Annotated in this window: 13 protein-coding genes; 10 read left to right on the top strand and 3 right to left on the bottom strand. The window is 54.6% G+C overall.

All coding sequences use genetic code 11. The features are described from left to right. Positions 1–3,069 carry an efflux RND transporter permease subunit gene (locus ACYVC2_RS14795; RefSeq protein WP_461103223.1) on the bottom strand — a complete coding sequence of 1,023 codons (3,069 nt, stop codon included), beginning with the start codon at positions 3,067–3,069 and terminating at the stop codon, positions 1–3. Positions 3,070–3,276: 207 nt separating this feature from the next. Next, positions 3,277–4,368: an efflux RND transporter periplasmic adaptor subunit gene (locus tag ACYVC2_RS14790; protein ID WP_461103222.1), complete on the bottom strand. Its 1,092-nt coding sequence runs from the start codon at positions 4,366–4,368 to the stop codon at positions 3,277–3,279. A gap of 206 nt (positions 4,369–4,574) precedes the next feature. Here ACYVC2_RS14790 and ACYVC2_RS14785 point away from each other — a divergent pair, with 206 nt between their 5' ends. The 4 genes from ACYVC2_RS14785 (at position 4,575) to ACYVC2_RS14770 (ending at position 7,892) form a co-directional block, all read left to right on the top strand. Beyond that, on the top strand, positions 4,575–4,925 hold the full coding sequence (locus tag ACYVC2_RS14785; protein ID WP_461103221.1) for an ArsR/SmtB family transcription factor: 351 nt from the start codon (positions 4,575–4,577) through the stop codon (positions 4,923–4,925). Positions 4,926–5,295: 370 nt separating this feature from the next. Further along, positions 5,296–5,967: a YceI family protein gene (locus tag ACYVC2_RS14780; RefSeq protein WP_461103220.1), complete on the top strand. Its 672-nt coding sequence runs from the start codon at positions 5,296–5,298 to the stop codon at positions 5,965–5,967. A 95-nt stretch (positions 5,968–6,062) separates the two neighbouring features. Continuing rightward, entirely contained in the window at positions 6,063–6,962 is a 900-nt protein-coding gene (locus ACYVC2_RS14775) for a dienelactone hydrolase family protein (RefSeq protein ID WP_461103219.1), read from the top strand. A 396-nt stretch (positions 6,963–7,358) separates the two neighbouring features. Next, positions 7,359–7,892, top strand: a complete 534-nt coding sequence (locus ACYVC2_RS14770) for a CAP domain-containing protein (protein WP_461103218.1) — start codon at positions 7,359–7,361, stop codon at positions 7,890–7,892. A 248-nt stretch (positions 7,893–8,140) separates the two neighbouring features. Here the strand turns inward: ACYVC2_RS14770 and ACYVC2_RS14765 are convergent, their stop codons facing one another. Next, a complete protein-coding gene (locus tag ACYVC2_RS14765; protein ID WP_461103217.1) occupies positions 8,141–8,479 on the bottom strand; it encodes a YrdB family protein in 339 nt (112 codons plus the stop codon). A gap of 246 nt (positions 8,480–8,725) precedes the next feature. Between ACYVC2_RS14765 and ACYVC2_RS14760 the strand changes: the two genes are divergently transcribed. The 6 genes from ACYVC2_RS14760 to ACYVC2_RS14735 all read left to right on the top strand — a co-directional run bounded on the left by ACYVC2_RS14760 (position 8,726) and on the right by ACYVC2_RS14735 (position 16,357). Continuing rightward, a complete protein-coding gene (locus tag ACYVC2_RS14760) occupies positions 8,726–9,502 on the top strand; it encodes a formylglycine-generating enzyme family protein (RefSeq protein ID WP_461103216.1) in 777 nt (258 codons plus the stop codon). 111 nt (positions 9,503–9,613) lie between these two features. Next, positions 9,614–10,363, top strand: coding sequence for a hypothetical protein (locus ACYVC2_RS14755; protein WP_461103215.1), 750 nt, complete (start codon positions 9,614–9,616; stop codon positions 10,361–10,363). Positions 10,364–10,382: 19 nt separating this feature from the next. Then, positions 10,383–11,498 (top strand): caspase family protein, encoded by a 1,116-nt coding sequence (locus tag ACYVC2_RS14750; RefSeq protein ID WP_461103214.1) that lies wholly within the window; start codon positions 10,383–10,385, stop codon positions 11,496–11,498. Between the two features lie 253 nt (positions 11,499–11,751). Beyond that, positions 11,752–14,400 carry an ATP-dependent Clp protease ATP-binding subunit gene (locus ACYVC2_RS14745; RefSeq protein WP_461103213.1) on the top strand — a complete coding sequence of 883 codons (2,649 nt, stop codon included), beginning with the start codon at positions 11,752–11,754 and terminating at the stop codon, positions 14,398–14,400. Positions 14,401–14,475: 75 nt separating this feature from the next. Then, positions 14,476–14,925 (top strand): hypothetical protein, encoded by a 450-nt coding sequence (locus tag ACYVC2_RS14740; protein ID WP_461103212.1) that lies wholly within the window; start codon positions 14,476–14,478, stop codon positions 14,923–14,925. A gap of 61 nt (positions 14,926–14,986) precedes the next feature. After that, positions 14,987–16,357 carry a type VI secretion system contractile sheath protein TssC gene (locus ACYVC2_RS14735; protein ID WP_461103211.1) on the top strand — a complete coding sequence of 457 codons (1,371 nt, stop codon included), beginning with the start codon at positions 14,987–14,989 and terminating at the stop codon, positions 16,355–16,357. Positions 16,358–16,368: the final 11 nt, after the last annotated feature.

The following is a 16,368-nucleotide window of genomic DNA, read 5'->3' as shown; positions in this document are numbered from 1 at the left end:
TCAGGCGACCAGTTCGAGTTCTTCGGCCTTTTTCTTCGGAACCCGCGAGAAGTAGGAATACACCGCCGGGATGATATAGAGCGTGAGCAAACCCGCGAATAATAAGCCGCCGACAATGACCGTTCCGAGCGAATTTCGGCTGTTCACCGTCAGCGCGATCGGAATGGTACCGAAGATCATCGCCAGGCTGGTCATCAGAATGGGCCGGAATCGGGAGGCTGCCGCGGCTTTCGCGGCTTCGAGGGTGCTCAACCCTTCTTCTTTTTGCTGGTTGGCAAACTCAACGATCAGGATGCCGTTTTTGGTGATCAGACCGATGAGGGTGATGATCCCGATCTGGCTGAAAATATTCAGCGTCTGGCCGAACAGCCATAGGCTCAGCAACGCCCCCGTCATGGCCATCGGTACGGTCAACAGGATGATGAATGGATCGACCAGGCTTTCGAACTGGGCCGCCAGTACCAGGTAGATCAGCACCAGCGCGAACACAAACGCAAACAGCAGACTCGATGAACTTTCGGCGTAGTCCCGCGATTCACCCGCCAGCGACGTTTTGATGGTCGGCGGTAAGACCTTCTGCGCAATACGGTTCATTTCTGATACGCCATCCCCGATGGTTTTACCCGGTGCCAGACCCGCCGATACGGTTGCCGAAATGGATTGATCGTACCGATAAATGGCCGCCGGACTGATGCTTTCTTTAAACGAAACCAGGTTATCCAGCGAAACCACGTCGCCGGTTCGGGTCCGTACGAACATCGCTTTCAGATCGTAGGGCGTGTCGCGATCCTGTTTCTGCAACTGGCCGATTACTTCGTATTGCCGGTCGTTGTAAATGAAATACCCGTACCGCTGTCCACTCAGCGCCAGTTGCAGGCTCCGGGCGATCTCCGCCACGGAAATCCCCAACTCAGCGGCTTTGTCGCGGTTGATCTGGAGAACCAGTTCCGGCTTATTGACTTTCAAATCCGAATCGGCGAACCGCAGAACCGGGCTTTTGCGGGCTTCATCCAGAAACTTCGGCAGCACGGCGGTAATAGCCGACAGGTTCTGACCCTGCAAGACGTACTGAACCGGCTGAGCCTGTCCGAACCGGCTCCCGATGGTTGGTGGCTGCACCGGGAAAACCATCACCCCCCGGAAATTCTGGATATTTCGGGCGTAGGTCGTAAAGACGTCGGCCTGGGTCGTGGTGCGTTGGTCGGCTTTTTTGAGGAAGGTGTTCTGGATAGCAATATTCACCGGAGCCGGTGGGCCAAAGGTCAGGGCCAGAATCGAGTACGTCTGGAATAGGCCTGCCGTCGAGTCGACCGAGAACCGGGCGATTTCGTTCATGTACTTCTCCGTGTATTCATACGACGACCCTTCCGGTGCCACCACGGCCAGGCTGATCTGCGAACGGTCTTCCAGCGGAGCCAGCTCCGAGGGGAGTTGCCGGCCGATGACATAGATGAGTCCGAAGGTGACGATCAGAGTCGGGAAGGCAACCCAGCGGTACTGCATGAACCAGGCCAGCGACCGCTCGTAGCCCCGGTTTAAGGCCACGAAATAAGGCTCCGTTTTCCGGTACAGCCAGTTGGGCCGGTCATGCCGTTTCAGCAGGTAGGCGCTCATCATCGGCGACAGCGTCAGGGCCACAAAGGCCGACACCAGCACCGAGCCTGCCACGACCACCGCGAACTCCTGGAACAGCTTTCCGGTAATGCCCGGCAGGAACAGGATCGGCAGAAAAACGGCCGCCAACGTAATCGTGGTCGAGATGACGGCAAAGTAGATTTCCGACGACCCTTTGAAGGCCGCCTGCAAGGGTGACATACCTTCTTCCACTTTGGCGTAAATATTCTCCAGTACCACAATGGCGTCATCGACCACCAGACCGATCGCCAGCACCAGCGCCAGCAGCGTCAGTATATTGATGGAGTAGCCCGCGATGTACATAATGAAGAACGCCGACACAATGGACACCGGAATGGCCACGACCGGAATGATCGTCGACCGCCAGTCGCGCAGGAAAAGAAACAGAATCAGAATGACCAGCCCAAACGCCACGAATAGGGTCTCTTCCACTTCCGAAATCGAATCCCGGATGGGTTCGGTAAAGTCTTTCCCGATGGTCAGCTCGTAATCGGCCGGAATTTCTTTGCGCAGCTCCTTCAGTCGTTTATAAAATTCATCAGCGATGGCAACGGCGTTGGCTCCACGCTGGGGTTCTACGAACACACCGATGGTAGGTGAATTTCCCTTGAGGCTGTTCAGAATGGCCGTCCGTTCGTTCTCCGCGCCCAGTTCGGCATAACCGATGTCGCGAAACCGGATGATACTACTGCCAGCCTGCTTGACGATCATGTTGTTGAAATCGTCTTCCTTCGTCAATCGGCCCAGCGTTCGGACCGTCAGTTCGTTGCGGTCGCCTTCGATCCGGCCCGAGGGCAGGTCCACGTTTTCTTTCCGGAGTGCCTGTTCAATGTCCGACGGGGTCAGTTGGTAGGCGGCCAGCTTCGCGGGGTCGATGCGAAGGCGCATGGCGTACTTTTTCTCACCCGCAATACCGACCCGTTTGACGCCCGGAATGGTCTGCATCCGCTCTTTGATGACCGTGGAGGCAATATTGCTTACTTCCAGAATGCTGCGGGTTTTGCTTTCCACGGCCATGAAAATGACAATGTCGCCACTGTTGGCTTTCTCTACGATGGGCGGATCGACGTCACCGGGCAGCAGTCGCCGGGCTTTGGTCACTTTGTCCCGCACGTCGTTGGCAGCCGCTTCCAGATCGGCATCGAGGTTAAATTCAACCGTGATTACGCTGGCCGCTTCCCGTGATACCGACGAGATGGTCCGGATGCCGTTGGCTTCTCCAATGGACTCTTCCAGCGGCTTGGTAATCTGATAAGCGATCACATCGGGGCTGGCCCCCGGATAGGTGGTCGTGACCGTCACGATGGGCGAATCCGTCACCGGATATTCGCGAATGCCGAGGTAGGTCAGCCCGACGAACCCAAAAAGTATAATCAATACAGAGAGTACCCCGGCCAGCACTGGCCGCTGAATACTAATTCCCGATAAACTCATGATGAGGTATTGTTAAATCAAAGGAGAACTACAAGGGAAAAGAACAAAGCCGTTTAAACTTTTTTCAGACACCTTTTTGTCATGCTGACGCAGGAAGCATCTTAAGGTTCCCTTACTTGCTAATTGGGAGGATTGAAGATGCTTCCTGCGTCAGCATGACAAAAACGCCCCTTTGGAGATTATTCTTAAAAGTTCAGAAAGCGTCAGTTATTCGATCGTCGATGCTGTCACCGGAACGCCTGTGTCCAGGCGTAACAAATTGGTCGTCAATACCGTATCACCGATGGCTAAGCCGTTCAGAATCTGCACAGTTCCTTTGGTGCGGCTTCCGGTCTTCACCTCCCGGCGCTCGGCTTTTCCGTGATTGAGTCTGAACAGAAAATACCCTTTGGCGTCCGGAATCAGGGCCTGCGTCGGTACGATGATGCCGTCCTGAGCCACGTGCAGTGCGTAAGCGATCTTGGCTGACGAGCCAGGCACCAGTTTGCCGCCTTTGTTGTCGCTGATAGCCTTGACCAGCAGGCTCCGGGTGTTGGCTTCCATCCTGGGCTCCGTAGCCGTCACCTTCGCAACAAACGAGCGACTGCTGTTTTCGGTCGTAAACTGAATGGCCTGGCCTGGCCGAACCTCCGATGCGTATTTTTCGGGAATCGTGAAGGTTACCTCAACCCGGCTGATGTCGTCGATCGAGCTGAGCACCGTCGATGGGGTTACGTAAGCGCCCACATCGACACGCTTGAGGCCGAGTTTACCCGCAAATGGTGCCCGGATTTCGGTTTTAACCAGATCCACATCGATCATGGCCAGTTCGGCCTGCAGCACGTTGAGGTTGGTCAGTACTTTGTCGTATTCCTGCTGATTGACCGATTCGGTTGCCAGAAGCTCGCGGAAGCGTTTTTCATCCAGCCGGGCTAGTTTCTCCTGAAGGGCTACTTTACGTTTTTTAGCGAGCAGATCGGCATCGTCCAGCTTGTAAAGCAACGCCCCCTGGCCGACGTAGCTGCCCTCCCGCGCATAAACCCGGACCAGTTTGCGGGCTACTTCACTGACCAGATCGACTTCCTGATTGGCCTGGATGGTTCCGGTCGTTTGCAGTTCGTCGGTGATGGTTTCGCGTTTCACGACAAAAGCGTCGGTAGCAACCTTGTTGTCGGCGGGTGGGGCGGGCGACGAAAGTTTACGGCTGGTAGCGGCTGACGGTTTATTGGAAAATAGTTTGGGGGTCACTAAAAACAGCGCGATGGTCAATACGATCAGGCCGGCAATCAGAGACTGGGTTCGAAAATTGAGCGTTCTCATTTTATAAGGTTGTATTGTTTTATTGTTCTACAAATATCGAACTTTCATTGTTTTATGGTTGTCGAACAACTGACCCGTACAGATGGTTTCTTAATTCTGAAAAAAACTAATGAATTATTTTCCCTGGCCGCATTGTTGTGTTGGCAACTACTGTAGCTACTTCATTAACCAGCCGCAGTGACGAAGCCGCCAGAAGGGGTTAACTTATGAAACAGTACCAGCATCCTACTACTGACCAGATCACCCTACCCGGTGTGCTCCACGCCCTTAGCGACCCCGTCCGGTTAAACTACGTACAGTGTCTGGCCCAGTCGGAACGCGAACAGGCCTGTGGCACCATCCCGACGCCCGTCGCCAAGTCGACCATGTCGCATCACATCCGGGTGTTGCGCGAAGCCGGTATCATTCATTTACGCCCGTATGGTACCCAAAGCCTGATTTCGCTCCGGACCGAAGAGCTGGAGAAAAAATTTCCGGGCGTGCTGACATCGGTGCTGAAAGCCGTTGACAGCGTCGATGCGGCTACGCAGGTTCAGCAGAAAAACGCTACACTCTGACCCTGGTGTGCCCTTGTTTTCGTCGTTTGCCACCCAAAACGCTTCCTTCACCGCCTGAAATCGGGCACTCAGTCAGATTGATTTTCTGAATAGTTTCCTCTTCACCAGTTTGCTGTGTCAAAAATCAGTCGGACTGGTGTTTGCGTTTGCCTCCGGCTATGGTTTGGCTGGAATGCCGATCCATAGACATTCGATAAAATGTGGCCGACGCAGGTTTGCTCTACGTGCATTAACCGTACATTGCCTTGTCGTTACGCGTCGATCAGCGCGAGTCGTTTAGCCACTGGCTATGTTTTAGGGCGAAGGCTGATCCCGCGTTACAATCTACCCTAAACCAGTAAATGTATTCACTCAAATTCATCCTACATTCATGCAAAACAACCTGTTGATCGGTGCCGCCCTGGCCTCTTTATTCCTGACCGGAAATCTGCTTTTGACCACGGGCACTACCGAAGGCGGAAAACCAGCTGTCTTTCGGCAGAGTCATGCCAAAGCCGCCGTATACACGGTCGATCCGGACCAAAGTACAATTAGCTGGAATGCCAAAAAAGTGACCGGCCAACACAACGGGATCGTCAAACTAGCCAAGGGGCAACTTAGCCTGGATGGCAACAAACTCACGGCGGGGACCTTCGTAGCCGACATGACGACGTTGCGCGACATCGATAAAGGCGATACCAGTCCTTTCAACGAGCGCCTGGTCAACCACCTACGGTCGGAGGATTTTTTTGCCGTAGAGAAATACCCAACGTCAACGTTTACCATTACCAGCATCAAACCCATTGCCGGCGCCAAAGCCGGAGAACCTAACTACACCATCGGTGGCGACCTGACCATTAAGGGCACAACCAAACCGCAGACCTTTCCGGCCACGGTGAATCTTGCCGGAAATGTGGTGCAGGCTACGGCTAAGTTTCCCGTCAATCGGCTGGACTACGACATCAAGTACCGGGCGGCCATCATTGGCACGGCAGCCGACAAAATCATCGACGACACGTTTGCCCTCGATCTGAAACTAGTAGCGACAAAAACATCTCTGTAAAAGCCATAAGCCCTTGTTCGTCCTGCCGCCGACAGGGGTTACGTGTTAAGCATGGATGTGAAGGAGTATGAACTTACCTGAACTCAAGTAACCGTATGGAAACTAACCCAACCAATATCAAAAAAGAAGACATCAAACAGGAAGTATTCGATCTGTACGACGACTACGCTCACAACCGGCTCGACCGCCGGGACTTTGTCCAGAAGCTTTCTACCTATGCCGTTGGTGGTCTCACGGTTGCCTCGCTGATGAGCTTTCTGATGCCCGATTACCAGGGCGCTATCCAGGTTAAAGCCGACGATCCGCGCCTGAAATCGGATTATGTCAATTATCCATCGCCCAAAGGGGGCGGCACCATCAAAGCCCTGCTGTCGATGCCTGTCGATACAAAACAGAAACTGGGTGGGGTGGTAGTCGTTCACGAAAACCGGGGTTTAAATCCACACATTGCCGATGTGGCCCGGCGGGTGGCACTAGCCGGTTTCGTCTCCATTGCGCCGGATGCGCTAAGCCCGCTGGGTGGGTATCCGGGTACGGACGATGAAGGTCGGGCGATGCAAAGTAAACGCGACCGGAATGAGATGCTGGAGGATTTTATTGCGGCCTACGATTACCTGAAAACCGATAAAAACTGCAATGGAAAAATTGGGGTTGTCGGTTTCTGTTTTGGTGGCTGGATCGCCAACATGATGGCCGTGCGTCTGCCCGGTTTATCGGCAGCGGTTCCCTTCTACGGAGGGCAGCCCCCCGCCGAAGATGTGGCCAAAATAAAAGCACCCCTGCTTTTACAATATGGCGAACTCGACAAAGGGGTCAATGCCGGCTGGCCAGCGTATGAAGCCGCCCTGAAAGAGAACAAAAAAGAGTATACCGCCTACATCTATCCGAATGCCAACCACGGCTTTAACAACGACACGACTCCTCGGTATGATAAAGCGGCTGCCGAACTTGCCTGGAAACGGACGATCGACTTTTTCAAGGAGAAACTGGTGTAATCCCTGGCCATCGACTGGCTGTCAGATACCGCAAACCAGCTTTCCTGATCAGGAAAGCTGGTTTGCTTTTTTAAAGCGGTCTCAATTTTTGGGTTTCCAGGAAGAGTTCGCTTCTTTTTTTGTCATTCCGACCGTAGGGAGGAATCTTAAAGTCTCCTCTGGGGTAGATCAAGATTCCTCCCTACGGTCGGAATGACAAAAAAAGAAGCCAGTTTAACTAGATCCAGAAAGTTAAAACAGCGTCGTTGTTGAACGTATACCAACCCATTAGGCAGCCGACAGTCGCTAACGGTTGAAATCAGTCAGGAGGTAATAATAAGCAGTCATTGAGCGTATAAGAATAGGGGTCGCTCTGCAACAGTACTTGCCCGTTTAGGCCGACGCCCGTATACATCGATGAACAAGAAGTACGGCTTAGGCCTGTTATTCGCCCTGTTCGGAGCGACATCGTATCCGGCAGAAAGCCTGGTAATCGCTCCTTCGGCGACTTTTGCGACACCGCCGACTGGCATGCTCCAGGAAGTTTTTACTTACCTCAATCAGGCCCGTTCGAAGCCCTGCCGATGCGGCAACCGGGTTTACCCGGCTGCGGCTCCGCTGAAGTACAATGAAAAGCTGACGGCAGCGGCTCAAAAACATGCCGACTGGATGGCCTCCGCGCTGAAGCTATCGCATACCGAACCAGCCCGTGATTCGCGCGATGCCGCCAAACGAATAACCCAGGAAGGTTACGTATGGTCTGTCGTTGCCGAAAACATTGCCGCTGGGCAGCCCACCGCCCGGGACGTGATGGATGCCTGGCTCAACTCGCCCGGCCATTGCCAGAATCTAATGAATGGTGCTATTAAAGAGGTCGGTATCGGATATAGATACACATCTGATGGGAAGTATCACGCCTACTGGGTCACTGACTTCGGCAGTCCACGGTAGCGAACGACAGACCGATTCGGGTAAGCTTTTCCACTCGAATCAGCCCCAGTCTGATAAGTTGTCCAGACTGACAAGTGGCTATATTAAGTAAAAGAGGCACGAAGCGGTTTCGCATTTCGTTATCTTTGTAGTACTCAAACCATTTGAGATTTGAAAGTTTAAGGGACAACACCTAGTACATTTGCATCAGGTGTTTCTTGTTTATAGATCGCTCCGAGTGCTCAATACCGTTCGCCAATCAGCCCCAATCATTGCCGGAGCACCAAAGCCAGCAGTTGACTGCCCAACGCCGTAAGCCCAAACGTAATCCCTAGCCGCGGATAGCCGGTTCGGTACAAGAGCAAGGCTGTCAGCCCAAACAGCAACAGGGCAAACACAGCCCGGTAGGGCGTGTCTAACCGATAAGCCGACCGGGGCGCGGCAAAAATCCCCCACAAAGTGGCGGCTAGCAGAGGCAGCCCAATACCTGCCAGGTACTTTCCCCAGACCGGCAAATCACTCCGGAACCCCAGGTAGCCCAACGAACTGAACATGCTCAGTTCGACCAGAAAATAAAGCACTTGATTGAATCCTTTCAGTAGTTCCATCCCCTGACATAAAGGTAAGCCAACCGGTGGCTCAGCAAAGCTACGGGAAAGCGCGCAGGCTGTTTATGGCCGCAATATTAAATGTTCTACCGTTCCCTCAAATCCTGTCGTCGTCTATACCATTTATGTCAAAATTGAAGCCTGATGAATGAGTTGACCCCATCCTTCAGCGTCGCTCCGGTTACTATAGATGAACGCCTACCGGTATACGCAAAGGACTATAAACGAGCCGCTTCCTTTTAAACTATGCGTTTTTTCTCAGTTGGTTTACTTTGTACGATCCTGTTCATTGCGGGCTGTTCCAAATGGAACCTCGATCCCAAAGAACTCCGAACCGACCCGCTCGCCGTCGACCTCGCTTACGTAACCGGGGGCACCTTCAACATGGGCAGCAACGACGGTGAAGCAGACGAGAAGCCAGTTCACAGCGTAACCGTCAAAAATTTTTACATCAGCAAATACGAAGTGACGAACCGCGAGTTTCAGAACTTCTGCACCCAGACGAACCGGACGCTTCCACCCGCTCCCGGCTGGGGCCGCCCCGAATCTTACCCCGTAGTCAACATTACCTACGACGACGCAACGGCCTATTGTCAGTGGCTCGGTCAGCAGAAAGGCAAACGTTTTCGGCTGCCTACCGAAGCTGAGTGGGAATATGCAGCCCGGGGTGGCAAGCAAAGCCGGGGCTATATTTATTCGGGCAGCAACACCGCCAGCGCGGTAGCCTGGTACACGAGCACCGCGACCAACAGCAGCGTTTACCCGGTTGGCCTGAAGCTACCCAACGAACTGGGCATCTACGACATGAGCGGAAACGCCTGGGAGTGGTGCAGCGACTGGTATGGCTCTTACAGCAGCGCAGCCGCCACCAACCCTACTGGCGCGGCTTCGGGTTCGTCGCGCGTGCAGCGGGGCGCTGGCTACGATGGCGGGGTGAGTGATATGCGAATAGCGAACCGGGGGGCGCTTTCGCCGGGCCTACAATCCCGCAGCGCCGGATTTCGGGTGGTTCAGGACGAGTGATTGATTTTGTCGGAACCGTGGCATGGCTCCGACAAAATCAATCACTCAATAAAATATCTGTCAGTCAATCCATTGACTATAACGAATGCTTTTGGCAAACCAGTAACGATTATGTCTAGATCAATACGCATCTGTTTGTGTACACTGGCGGCTTTTCTGCTGGTTTTCCAGAGTCGGGCACAACAGAATTCGTCGGCGACGAACATCCGGTTCCGGATCGATGAAACGAGCCGACGGGTAGTTATTCAGTACGACTTACCGACCGTACAACCCGGCGATTCGCTCTATGTCGAGTTCGAAACCGCATCGGGTAATACCATCCGGCCCCGGACCGTGACGGGCGATGTAGGCAAAGGGCTTCGTCCCGGTACGAACAAGACCGTTTCCTGGGATGTCGTCCGGGATGGGATTCCACTCAATGAAGAAGTGCGTGCCGTTATCCGGCTGGTTCGCCCGTTGAGTGCCTCGGCCCCTTCGCGAACTCAGCCTTCGGTCAGTTCGTCCCCGGCGGTGGTTAGTCCAGTCAAAAAATTCCCGATCATTCCGGTTGTCGGCTGGGTCGCTACAGGTGGGTTAGCCATTTACGCCTTCACGCTGGCCTCTGCGATCAACAAAGACGTCGATGCCTATAATGAAAAACGATACGCAGAAAGTCAGGACGAATTAAACAGGTTCAATGACCTGAAAGCGTCCGTAGACAGTAAGAAAGGCACCTTCACCATCGTCGCGGGGGCAGCAGCCGCCCTGGCCGTGGCCAACGTGGTATACATGATTGTGCATAAACCCAAACCTGGCCGGACCGCATTTCAGATTACACCCGGCACGCAGACAGCCAGTTTAGGCGTTACCTACAAATTTTAGCCAATCCACTCAATCGATCATGAAACGTTTTACAATCATTCTCCTGGTGCTGCTCAACGCGGGTTATCTGCGGGCACAGGAACAGGCCGTCTCTACGTTTAAGAGTGCAACGCAGCGGCTCAACACCGAATCGTTGTTTCCTAAGGCCGTGGCTCCGCCCCAGATCGAGTGGCGCATGGGCTCGGGGAACCAGCTGGCCGTCGAAGCAGAAAATCTGACCGTACAGGCGCTCATCAAAACCGCGAAACCATTAAGTTCGGTCAAACTGTATCTCAACGACGAACTTCAGCCTGCGCAGCGGGATCTGAAAACCGTCAGCGACGCCGACCAGCCGTTTAAGCAGGCCGTTACCTTACGAGAAGGTGCAAACAAACTCCGGCTGGTGGCCACGAATCCGGGGGGCGAGTCGTCGTCTCAGTTTACGGTTACCTACGTGAAAGCCCTGCCCGTCGAAAAGCGGTTAGCGCTGGTGATCGGGAATTCGGCGTATCCGGCGTCGAGCCGGCTGGCCAACCCCGCCAACGACGCGCAGGACATGGCCAAAACCCTGAAAGACCTGGGTTTCGAAGTCATGCTTTATACCGACCTTACTAAAAAAAATCTGCGGAAAGCAGTCGATGATTTTGGCTACAAGCTGAAAGATTACCAGGTCGGCTTGTTTTTCTACGCCGGGCATGGTGTAGCCCTGGCGGATCAGAATTACCTGGTGCCCATCGATGCGTCTCCGCAAACCGCGGGCGACATCGAGTTCGATTGCGAACCGGCAAACCGGGTGGTGGCCAAAATGGAAGATGCCCGCACGGTCACCAACATCATCATTCTGGACGCCTGCCGGAACAATCCGTTTGAGCGGAGCCTGAGCCGGGGCGGGGGCGATGGTGGTCTGGCAACCATGAAATCAACGTCGGGATCGTACATCGCTTATGCCACCGCACCGGGTAGCACGGCCGCCGACGGAACAGGCCGCAATGGTCTTTACACGGCCGCCCTGCTCAATAATTTAAAAAATCCGGGTCTGTCGATCGAAGATGTTTTTAAACGGGTTCGGGTCGACGTTCAGAAGCAAACGAACAACCGGCAGCGCCCCTGGGATACATCTTCACTGACGAATGATTTTTACTTCAAACGTAAATAACGCATTGGTTTTTATCGAGCCGTGTTCCGGTTTGAACTGTGGCACGGCTCGATAAAAACCAGTAAAAAAGCTACCGATCAATTCAGCAGAGGTCGATTATACGGTCGATAGCCCATAAATAACCGGAACCAACCGTATGCTCAAAAGGACTTGGCCGTAGGAAAGACTACCTGCTATATTCAATAAAAAACGCAGCCCATTTACTGATTATCAACGTTATGGCATACAAAACTGTGCCTATTCTGGCAACGCCTTGGCTTTTTCCCGAACATCGGATACCCTTCCGCCAAACGGACGTCGGGGAGCGACCGAATGGCTTTTCCGCTACTCAGGAGTTTGTACCTATACCCCTACTCAGACCATGATGACGCTTTCCTTCACGGACGAACTCCGCCGGGCGATTGGCATTGCCCAAGCGGTAGCGCGCGAGTATCAGCACCTGAATTTCTCGCCGGGACATCTGCTCAAAGGGTTGCTCCATAACGAGGTAGGGCTGGCATCGCAACTGGTCGTCTGGTCGATCGACGTGCCTTACCTGCGCGACTGGGCCGACATCCGCATCGAGAACTACCCGAAATCGGCCCGCGCAACCGACGAGCCGACCGCCGATGCGCAGGTCCGGGCGTTACTCGAAGTGGCCGATGTCGTACGGATGAAACTCGGAGAGAGCGCTTTATCGCCACTGGCCGTGCTGGTCGCCATGTGTAAACCCGACGTTGCCTTCACCCGTGACCAGCTTAAATCCTTTCCGCTCACCGAAAGCCAGTTGCTCGAAGAAGCGCTGAAGAGCGCGGATCTGCAGCAGGCCGTGAGCGGAAAATCGGGCGGGGCGGCCAGCAACGGGCAAGCATCGACGGAAGCGGGTAGTGCTGGGGCAACGGGAAAAACCCTGTTCAAATTCTGCATCGACCGCACCGCATCGGCCCGCGAGGGAAAGCTCGATCCCATTGTCGGGCGCGACCGCGAAACCCGGCAGATGATCGAAATTCTGGGCCGACGGCTTAAGCCAAACGTGATCATTACCGGCGAGCCGGGTGTTGGAAAGACGGCGCTGGTGGAGGGACTGGCCCAGCAGATCGTGGCGGGCAACGTGCCTCCTCACCTCAAAAATGCCCAGTTATTCCAACTGGATATGGGTTCGCTGATTGCCGGGGCTTCCTACAAAGGCGAAATCGAAGATCGGCTGAAAGGGATTCTGGCCGACCTCAAGCAGTTCGACCGGGCGCTGCTGTTCATCGACGAAATCCACGTGCTGATGGACCCGCAGGGCGGAGCTGCAGGGACGGTCAATCTGCTGAAGCCCGAACTAGCCCGGGGCGAACTGACCCTGATTGGCGCGACGACCAACGACGAATACCGTAAGTATCTCGAAAAAGACGAAGCCTTTGCCCGGCGGTTCGAGGTGCTGGCCGTTGACGAACCCGACGAGCCAACGGCCACCCGGATGGTCCAAACCATTCTGCCGCTGTTCGAAAAGCACCATCAGATTGGCGTGGCCAGCACCACCGTTGCCGAAACCGTTCGGCTGGCCCGGCGCTATTTAAAAGACCGGCGGTTGCCTGATGCCGCTATCGACCTGATCGATCGCACGATGGCCGCCATGAAACTGGCGGCAGAAACGACCAAACCCGAAATTGAACGCCTGCGAACCGAACTGAGCATCATTCGGGAACGGATCAATCCGGACGATCCGCTGACGTCGATGCCGGATGTCCGCTGGTTCGAACGGCAGTTGAAGAACCGCCTGAGTCCGGTGCTGCTTGGGCAACTGGAGGAGGAACTGCACACGGATGCGTTTGAGCTCCCCGATGCGCTGGCCGATCACCTCGACGCGGTGCTTACGAAACTCGATGCCTTGGGCGAGCAGGTGCGCGACCAGGTCGAACCGGCGGAAGTCGCGGCTGTGGTAGCAAACCGGACGGGTATTCCACTGGGCAAGATCCAATCCAAAGAGCGGGATAAATTGCTCACGCTGGATGAGCACCTGAAGCAGCGGGTCGTCGGTCAGGATCATGCCGTGAAGATCATTGCCGATGCTATCCTGGAAAACCGGTCGGGACTAAGTCGGCCCGGTCAGCCCATCGGTTCGTTTTTCTTCTCCGGCCCGACCGGTACCGGAAAAACCGAACTGGCCAAGTCGATGGCCGATTTTCTGTTCAACGACGAGCGGGCGCTAATCCGGTTCGACATGTCGGAATTTAAGGAAGAGCATTCGGCGGCACTACTTTACGGTGCTCCTCCGGGCTACGTGGGTTACGAAGAAGGCGGGTTGCTGGTGACCAAAATCCGGCAACAGCCGTTTGCCGTAGTGCTGTTCGACGAAATCGAGAAAGCGCACCCGTCGGTGTTCGATATCTTCCTGCAAATCCTGGACGAAGGGCTGCTGCACGACCGGCTTGGTCGCGAAGGCGACTTTTCCAATGCCATCATTCTCTTCACGTCGAATATCGGTTCGGATTACGTGGTGGAAAAAGCCGCGAAGGGCGAGATAGCCGCGTCGAATGAGCTGCTCGAAATTATGAGTCGGTACTTCCGGCCGGAATTTCTGGGCCGTCTGACCGAGATCATACCGTTCCAGCCCATTTCGGAGGAAGCCATCGTCAGCATTTTCAATATCCAGCTGAAATCGCTGCTGACCATGCTCGACAAACAGGGCATTAGCGTAACCCTTTCCGACGAGGTCCGGCGGCAGCTGGCCCTGGAAGGCTACACCCCCCGCTACGGGGCGCGGCCTTTGCGGGGAGTCATCCGCAACCGTCTCCGGCGGCCACTCTCCCGCATGATCGTGTCGGGCGAGATTGGCCGGGGAAGCCAGCTGCATCTGCAAACAGACAGCTCAGGCGAACTGCATTTCGAAAACGTGCCAGTGCCCGAACCGGCATCGGCGACGCTTACCCAATGACCCACCCTTCGGGCTTAACGTACTCGTTCGACACAACTACATAACCTTAACGAATCCTTTAAACGCGTATTCAACATGATGGACTATGGCATTGGCGGTCAGGAAAAAAAAGGCAACGACGCCAACGAAGCAATCGCCGACATTCAGAAAAACCGCACGCTGCTGGTGCAGAAGCTGACGGCCGACGCACCGTTTAAACCCAGAATCGAAGAAAAGCTGGAAACCGTCGATGCGGTATTCGCCCGCTTCAAACCCGAACTCGATATTTCGTTCGAAGACGCCGAGGGAACCGGTGTCGAGGAATCGCTGCATTTCAACAACCTGGGCGATTTCGGCAAAAAAGGCATTACGGCCCAAAGCCCTTTCCTGCAGGGATTACAGAGCCAGCAGGATGATTACCAGAAATTCATCAAGCAGCTAAAAGCCAATAAGGTCCTGCAGAAAATCCTGACCGACCCGGCCGCCAAAGCCGCCTACCTGACAGCGCTCCGGGCCATGCTGCAGGAACTCGAAGACGCCAGCTAACGCCGGATTTTACCCGGCGAATCAACCCGTAATTCAGTCACAACGACCCCTCTTTACACGCATGGAAGCATCCGATCAATCAGCAAACGGCAAGGCCGTAAAAGAACGCGTTAAACTCCCCAACCCGGCGCAAACGCTGGCCGACAGCAGCCAGCAGCTGGCCAAATTTGGCGGTTTCGAATTTGTGGAAACCACCATCGATGGGGCGCAGAACATGAACCCGGCCAAAAAGGCGCGCAAAAACATCTTCCTGACCGAGAAAGGCTCCGAAAAAGACCGGAAGCTACTGAAAAAACGACTAACCGAATGGGCTCAGTTGCTCGAAGCGCACGAAAATGTAGCCGACATGATCGGCGAAGCCGAACAAAAAACGGAGACAGCCGCCGAAACCCTGCGCCGAAATCTCAAAAAAGCCATCGACGAAACCAAAGACCTCGAAACAGCTTACCGCTCGGTAGCGCTTTTTTACAAGAACGCCGACACCGAGAAGATCAAGAATATTTCGATCGTCAATGCCGATCCGGAGCAGATTCAGGACCTGGACAACACCCTGTTCTTCGATGAAATCGCAAACGAGCTGCGCCAGAATTACGACAAACTCGACCTGCGCCAGAACTATTCGCTGATGGTGCTGCCCGGTTACCTGGGCTCCAAAAAAGTGGTCGACAAATGGGCGCGGCTGGCCCACGAAAACAAGGTTATGATGCTGACCGATTACCGGCACCTCGACACGCCCGACGACGTGCTGGAACTCTGGCAGGACGAAGACATGCCCAGCGCCGACGCCTACAAAGCCAATGTCATGATGACCTGCAACTACCTGGTCGGGCGGGAAGCCTTCAGCGAACTGGGCGAAGATGAGCCGCTCTACATTCCGCCGTCGACGGCCCTGGCAGGGAAAATCTACAAAACGATGCTACAGCAGCCGGTGGCCGGCAGCAAGCACGGTACGCTCAACGAAGTCGACGGGGTGCGGTTCGAGATGAAAAAAAGCGAGATCGCCAACCTCGAAAAACTGGGGCTGGTGCCGATGGTGAACGAGTATAACAAAGTGATGGCCTATTCGGCCAAGACGCTCTTCAATGGCGACAACCAGGGACTGCAAACTTACTCGGTCGTGCGGGTATTCGACTGGATCATGAAAGTGCTGATCGACTTCCTGAACAGGCGGGCTTTTGAAAACTGGACCTACGACGCCGAAAAAGACCTGCGGGCGCAGATCGTCAAGTTCCTCAACAGCATTACGGGGGCCGACAAGATCATCGAGGATTTCAAGATTCTTCGGTTCGAGCGCGACAAAAACGTGAAAGACCGCATCCATCTCGACATTCACATCAAGCCGTATTTCCCCGCCAAAAACTTCCTCGTCCGGCTCGACGGCACCAAAGGCGACGATGCCAACGACTGGAAAGGTGACGTCGAACAGGCGTAAACGGGCTGTCT

The sequence above is a fragment of the Spirosoma koreense genome (assembly GCF_054777875.1).
Note: the sequence above shows the minus strand (reverse complement) of the source record. Positions and strands in the feature narration are given on the sequence as shown.

Coding starts and splice junctions, on each gene's coding strand:
- ACYVC2_RS14735 (WP_461103211.1), top strand. CDS start 14,987: ATGGAAGCATCCGATCAATCAGCAAACGGCAAGGCCGTAAAAGAACGC.
- ACYVC2_RS14795 (WP_461103223.1), bottom strand. CDS start 3,069: ATGAGTTTATCGGGAATTAGTATTCAGCGGCCAGTGCTGGCCGGGGTA.
- ACYVC2_RS14785 (WP_461103221.1), top strand. CDS start 4,575: ATGAAACAGTACCAGCATCCTACTACTGACCAGATCACCCTACCCGGT.
- ACYVC2_RS14765 (WP_461103217.1), bottom strand. CDS start 8,479: ATGGAACTACTGAAAGGATTCAATCAAGTGCTTTATTTTCTGGTCGAA.
- ACYVC2_RS14775 (WP_461103219.1), top strand. CDS start 6,063: ATGGAAACTAACCCAACCAATATCAAAAAAGAAGACATCAAACAGGAA.
- ACYVC2_RS14740 (WP_461103212.1), top strand. CDS start 14,476: ATGATGGACTATGGCATTGGCGGTCAGGAAAAAAAAGGCAACGACGCC.
- ACYVC2_RS14780 (WP_461103220.1), top strand. CDS start 5,296: ATGCAAAACAACCTGTTGATCGGTGCCGCCCTGGCCTCTTTATTCCTG.
- ACYVC2_RS14755 (WP_461103215.1), top strand. CDS start 9,614: ATGTCTAGATCAATACGCATCTGTTTGTGTACACTGGCGGCTTTTCTG.
- ACYVC2_RS14760 (WP_461103216.1), top strand. CDS start 8,726: ATGCGTTTTTTCTCAGTTGGTTTACTTTGTACGATCCTGTTCATTGCG.
- ACYVC2_RS14770 (WP_461103218.1), top strand. CDS start 7,359: ATGAACAAGAAGTACGGCTTAGGCCTGTTATTCGCCCTGTTCGGAGCG.
- ACYVC2_RS14790 (WP_461103222.1), bottom strand. CDS start 4,368: ATGAGAACGCTCAATTTTCGAACCCAGTCTCTGATTGCCGGCCTGATC.
- ACYVC2_RS14750 (WP_461103214.1), top strand. CDS start 10,383: ATGAAACGTTTTACAATCATTCTCCTGGTGCTGCTCAACGCGGGTTAT.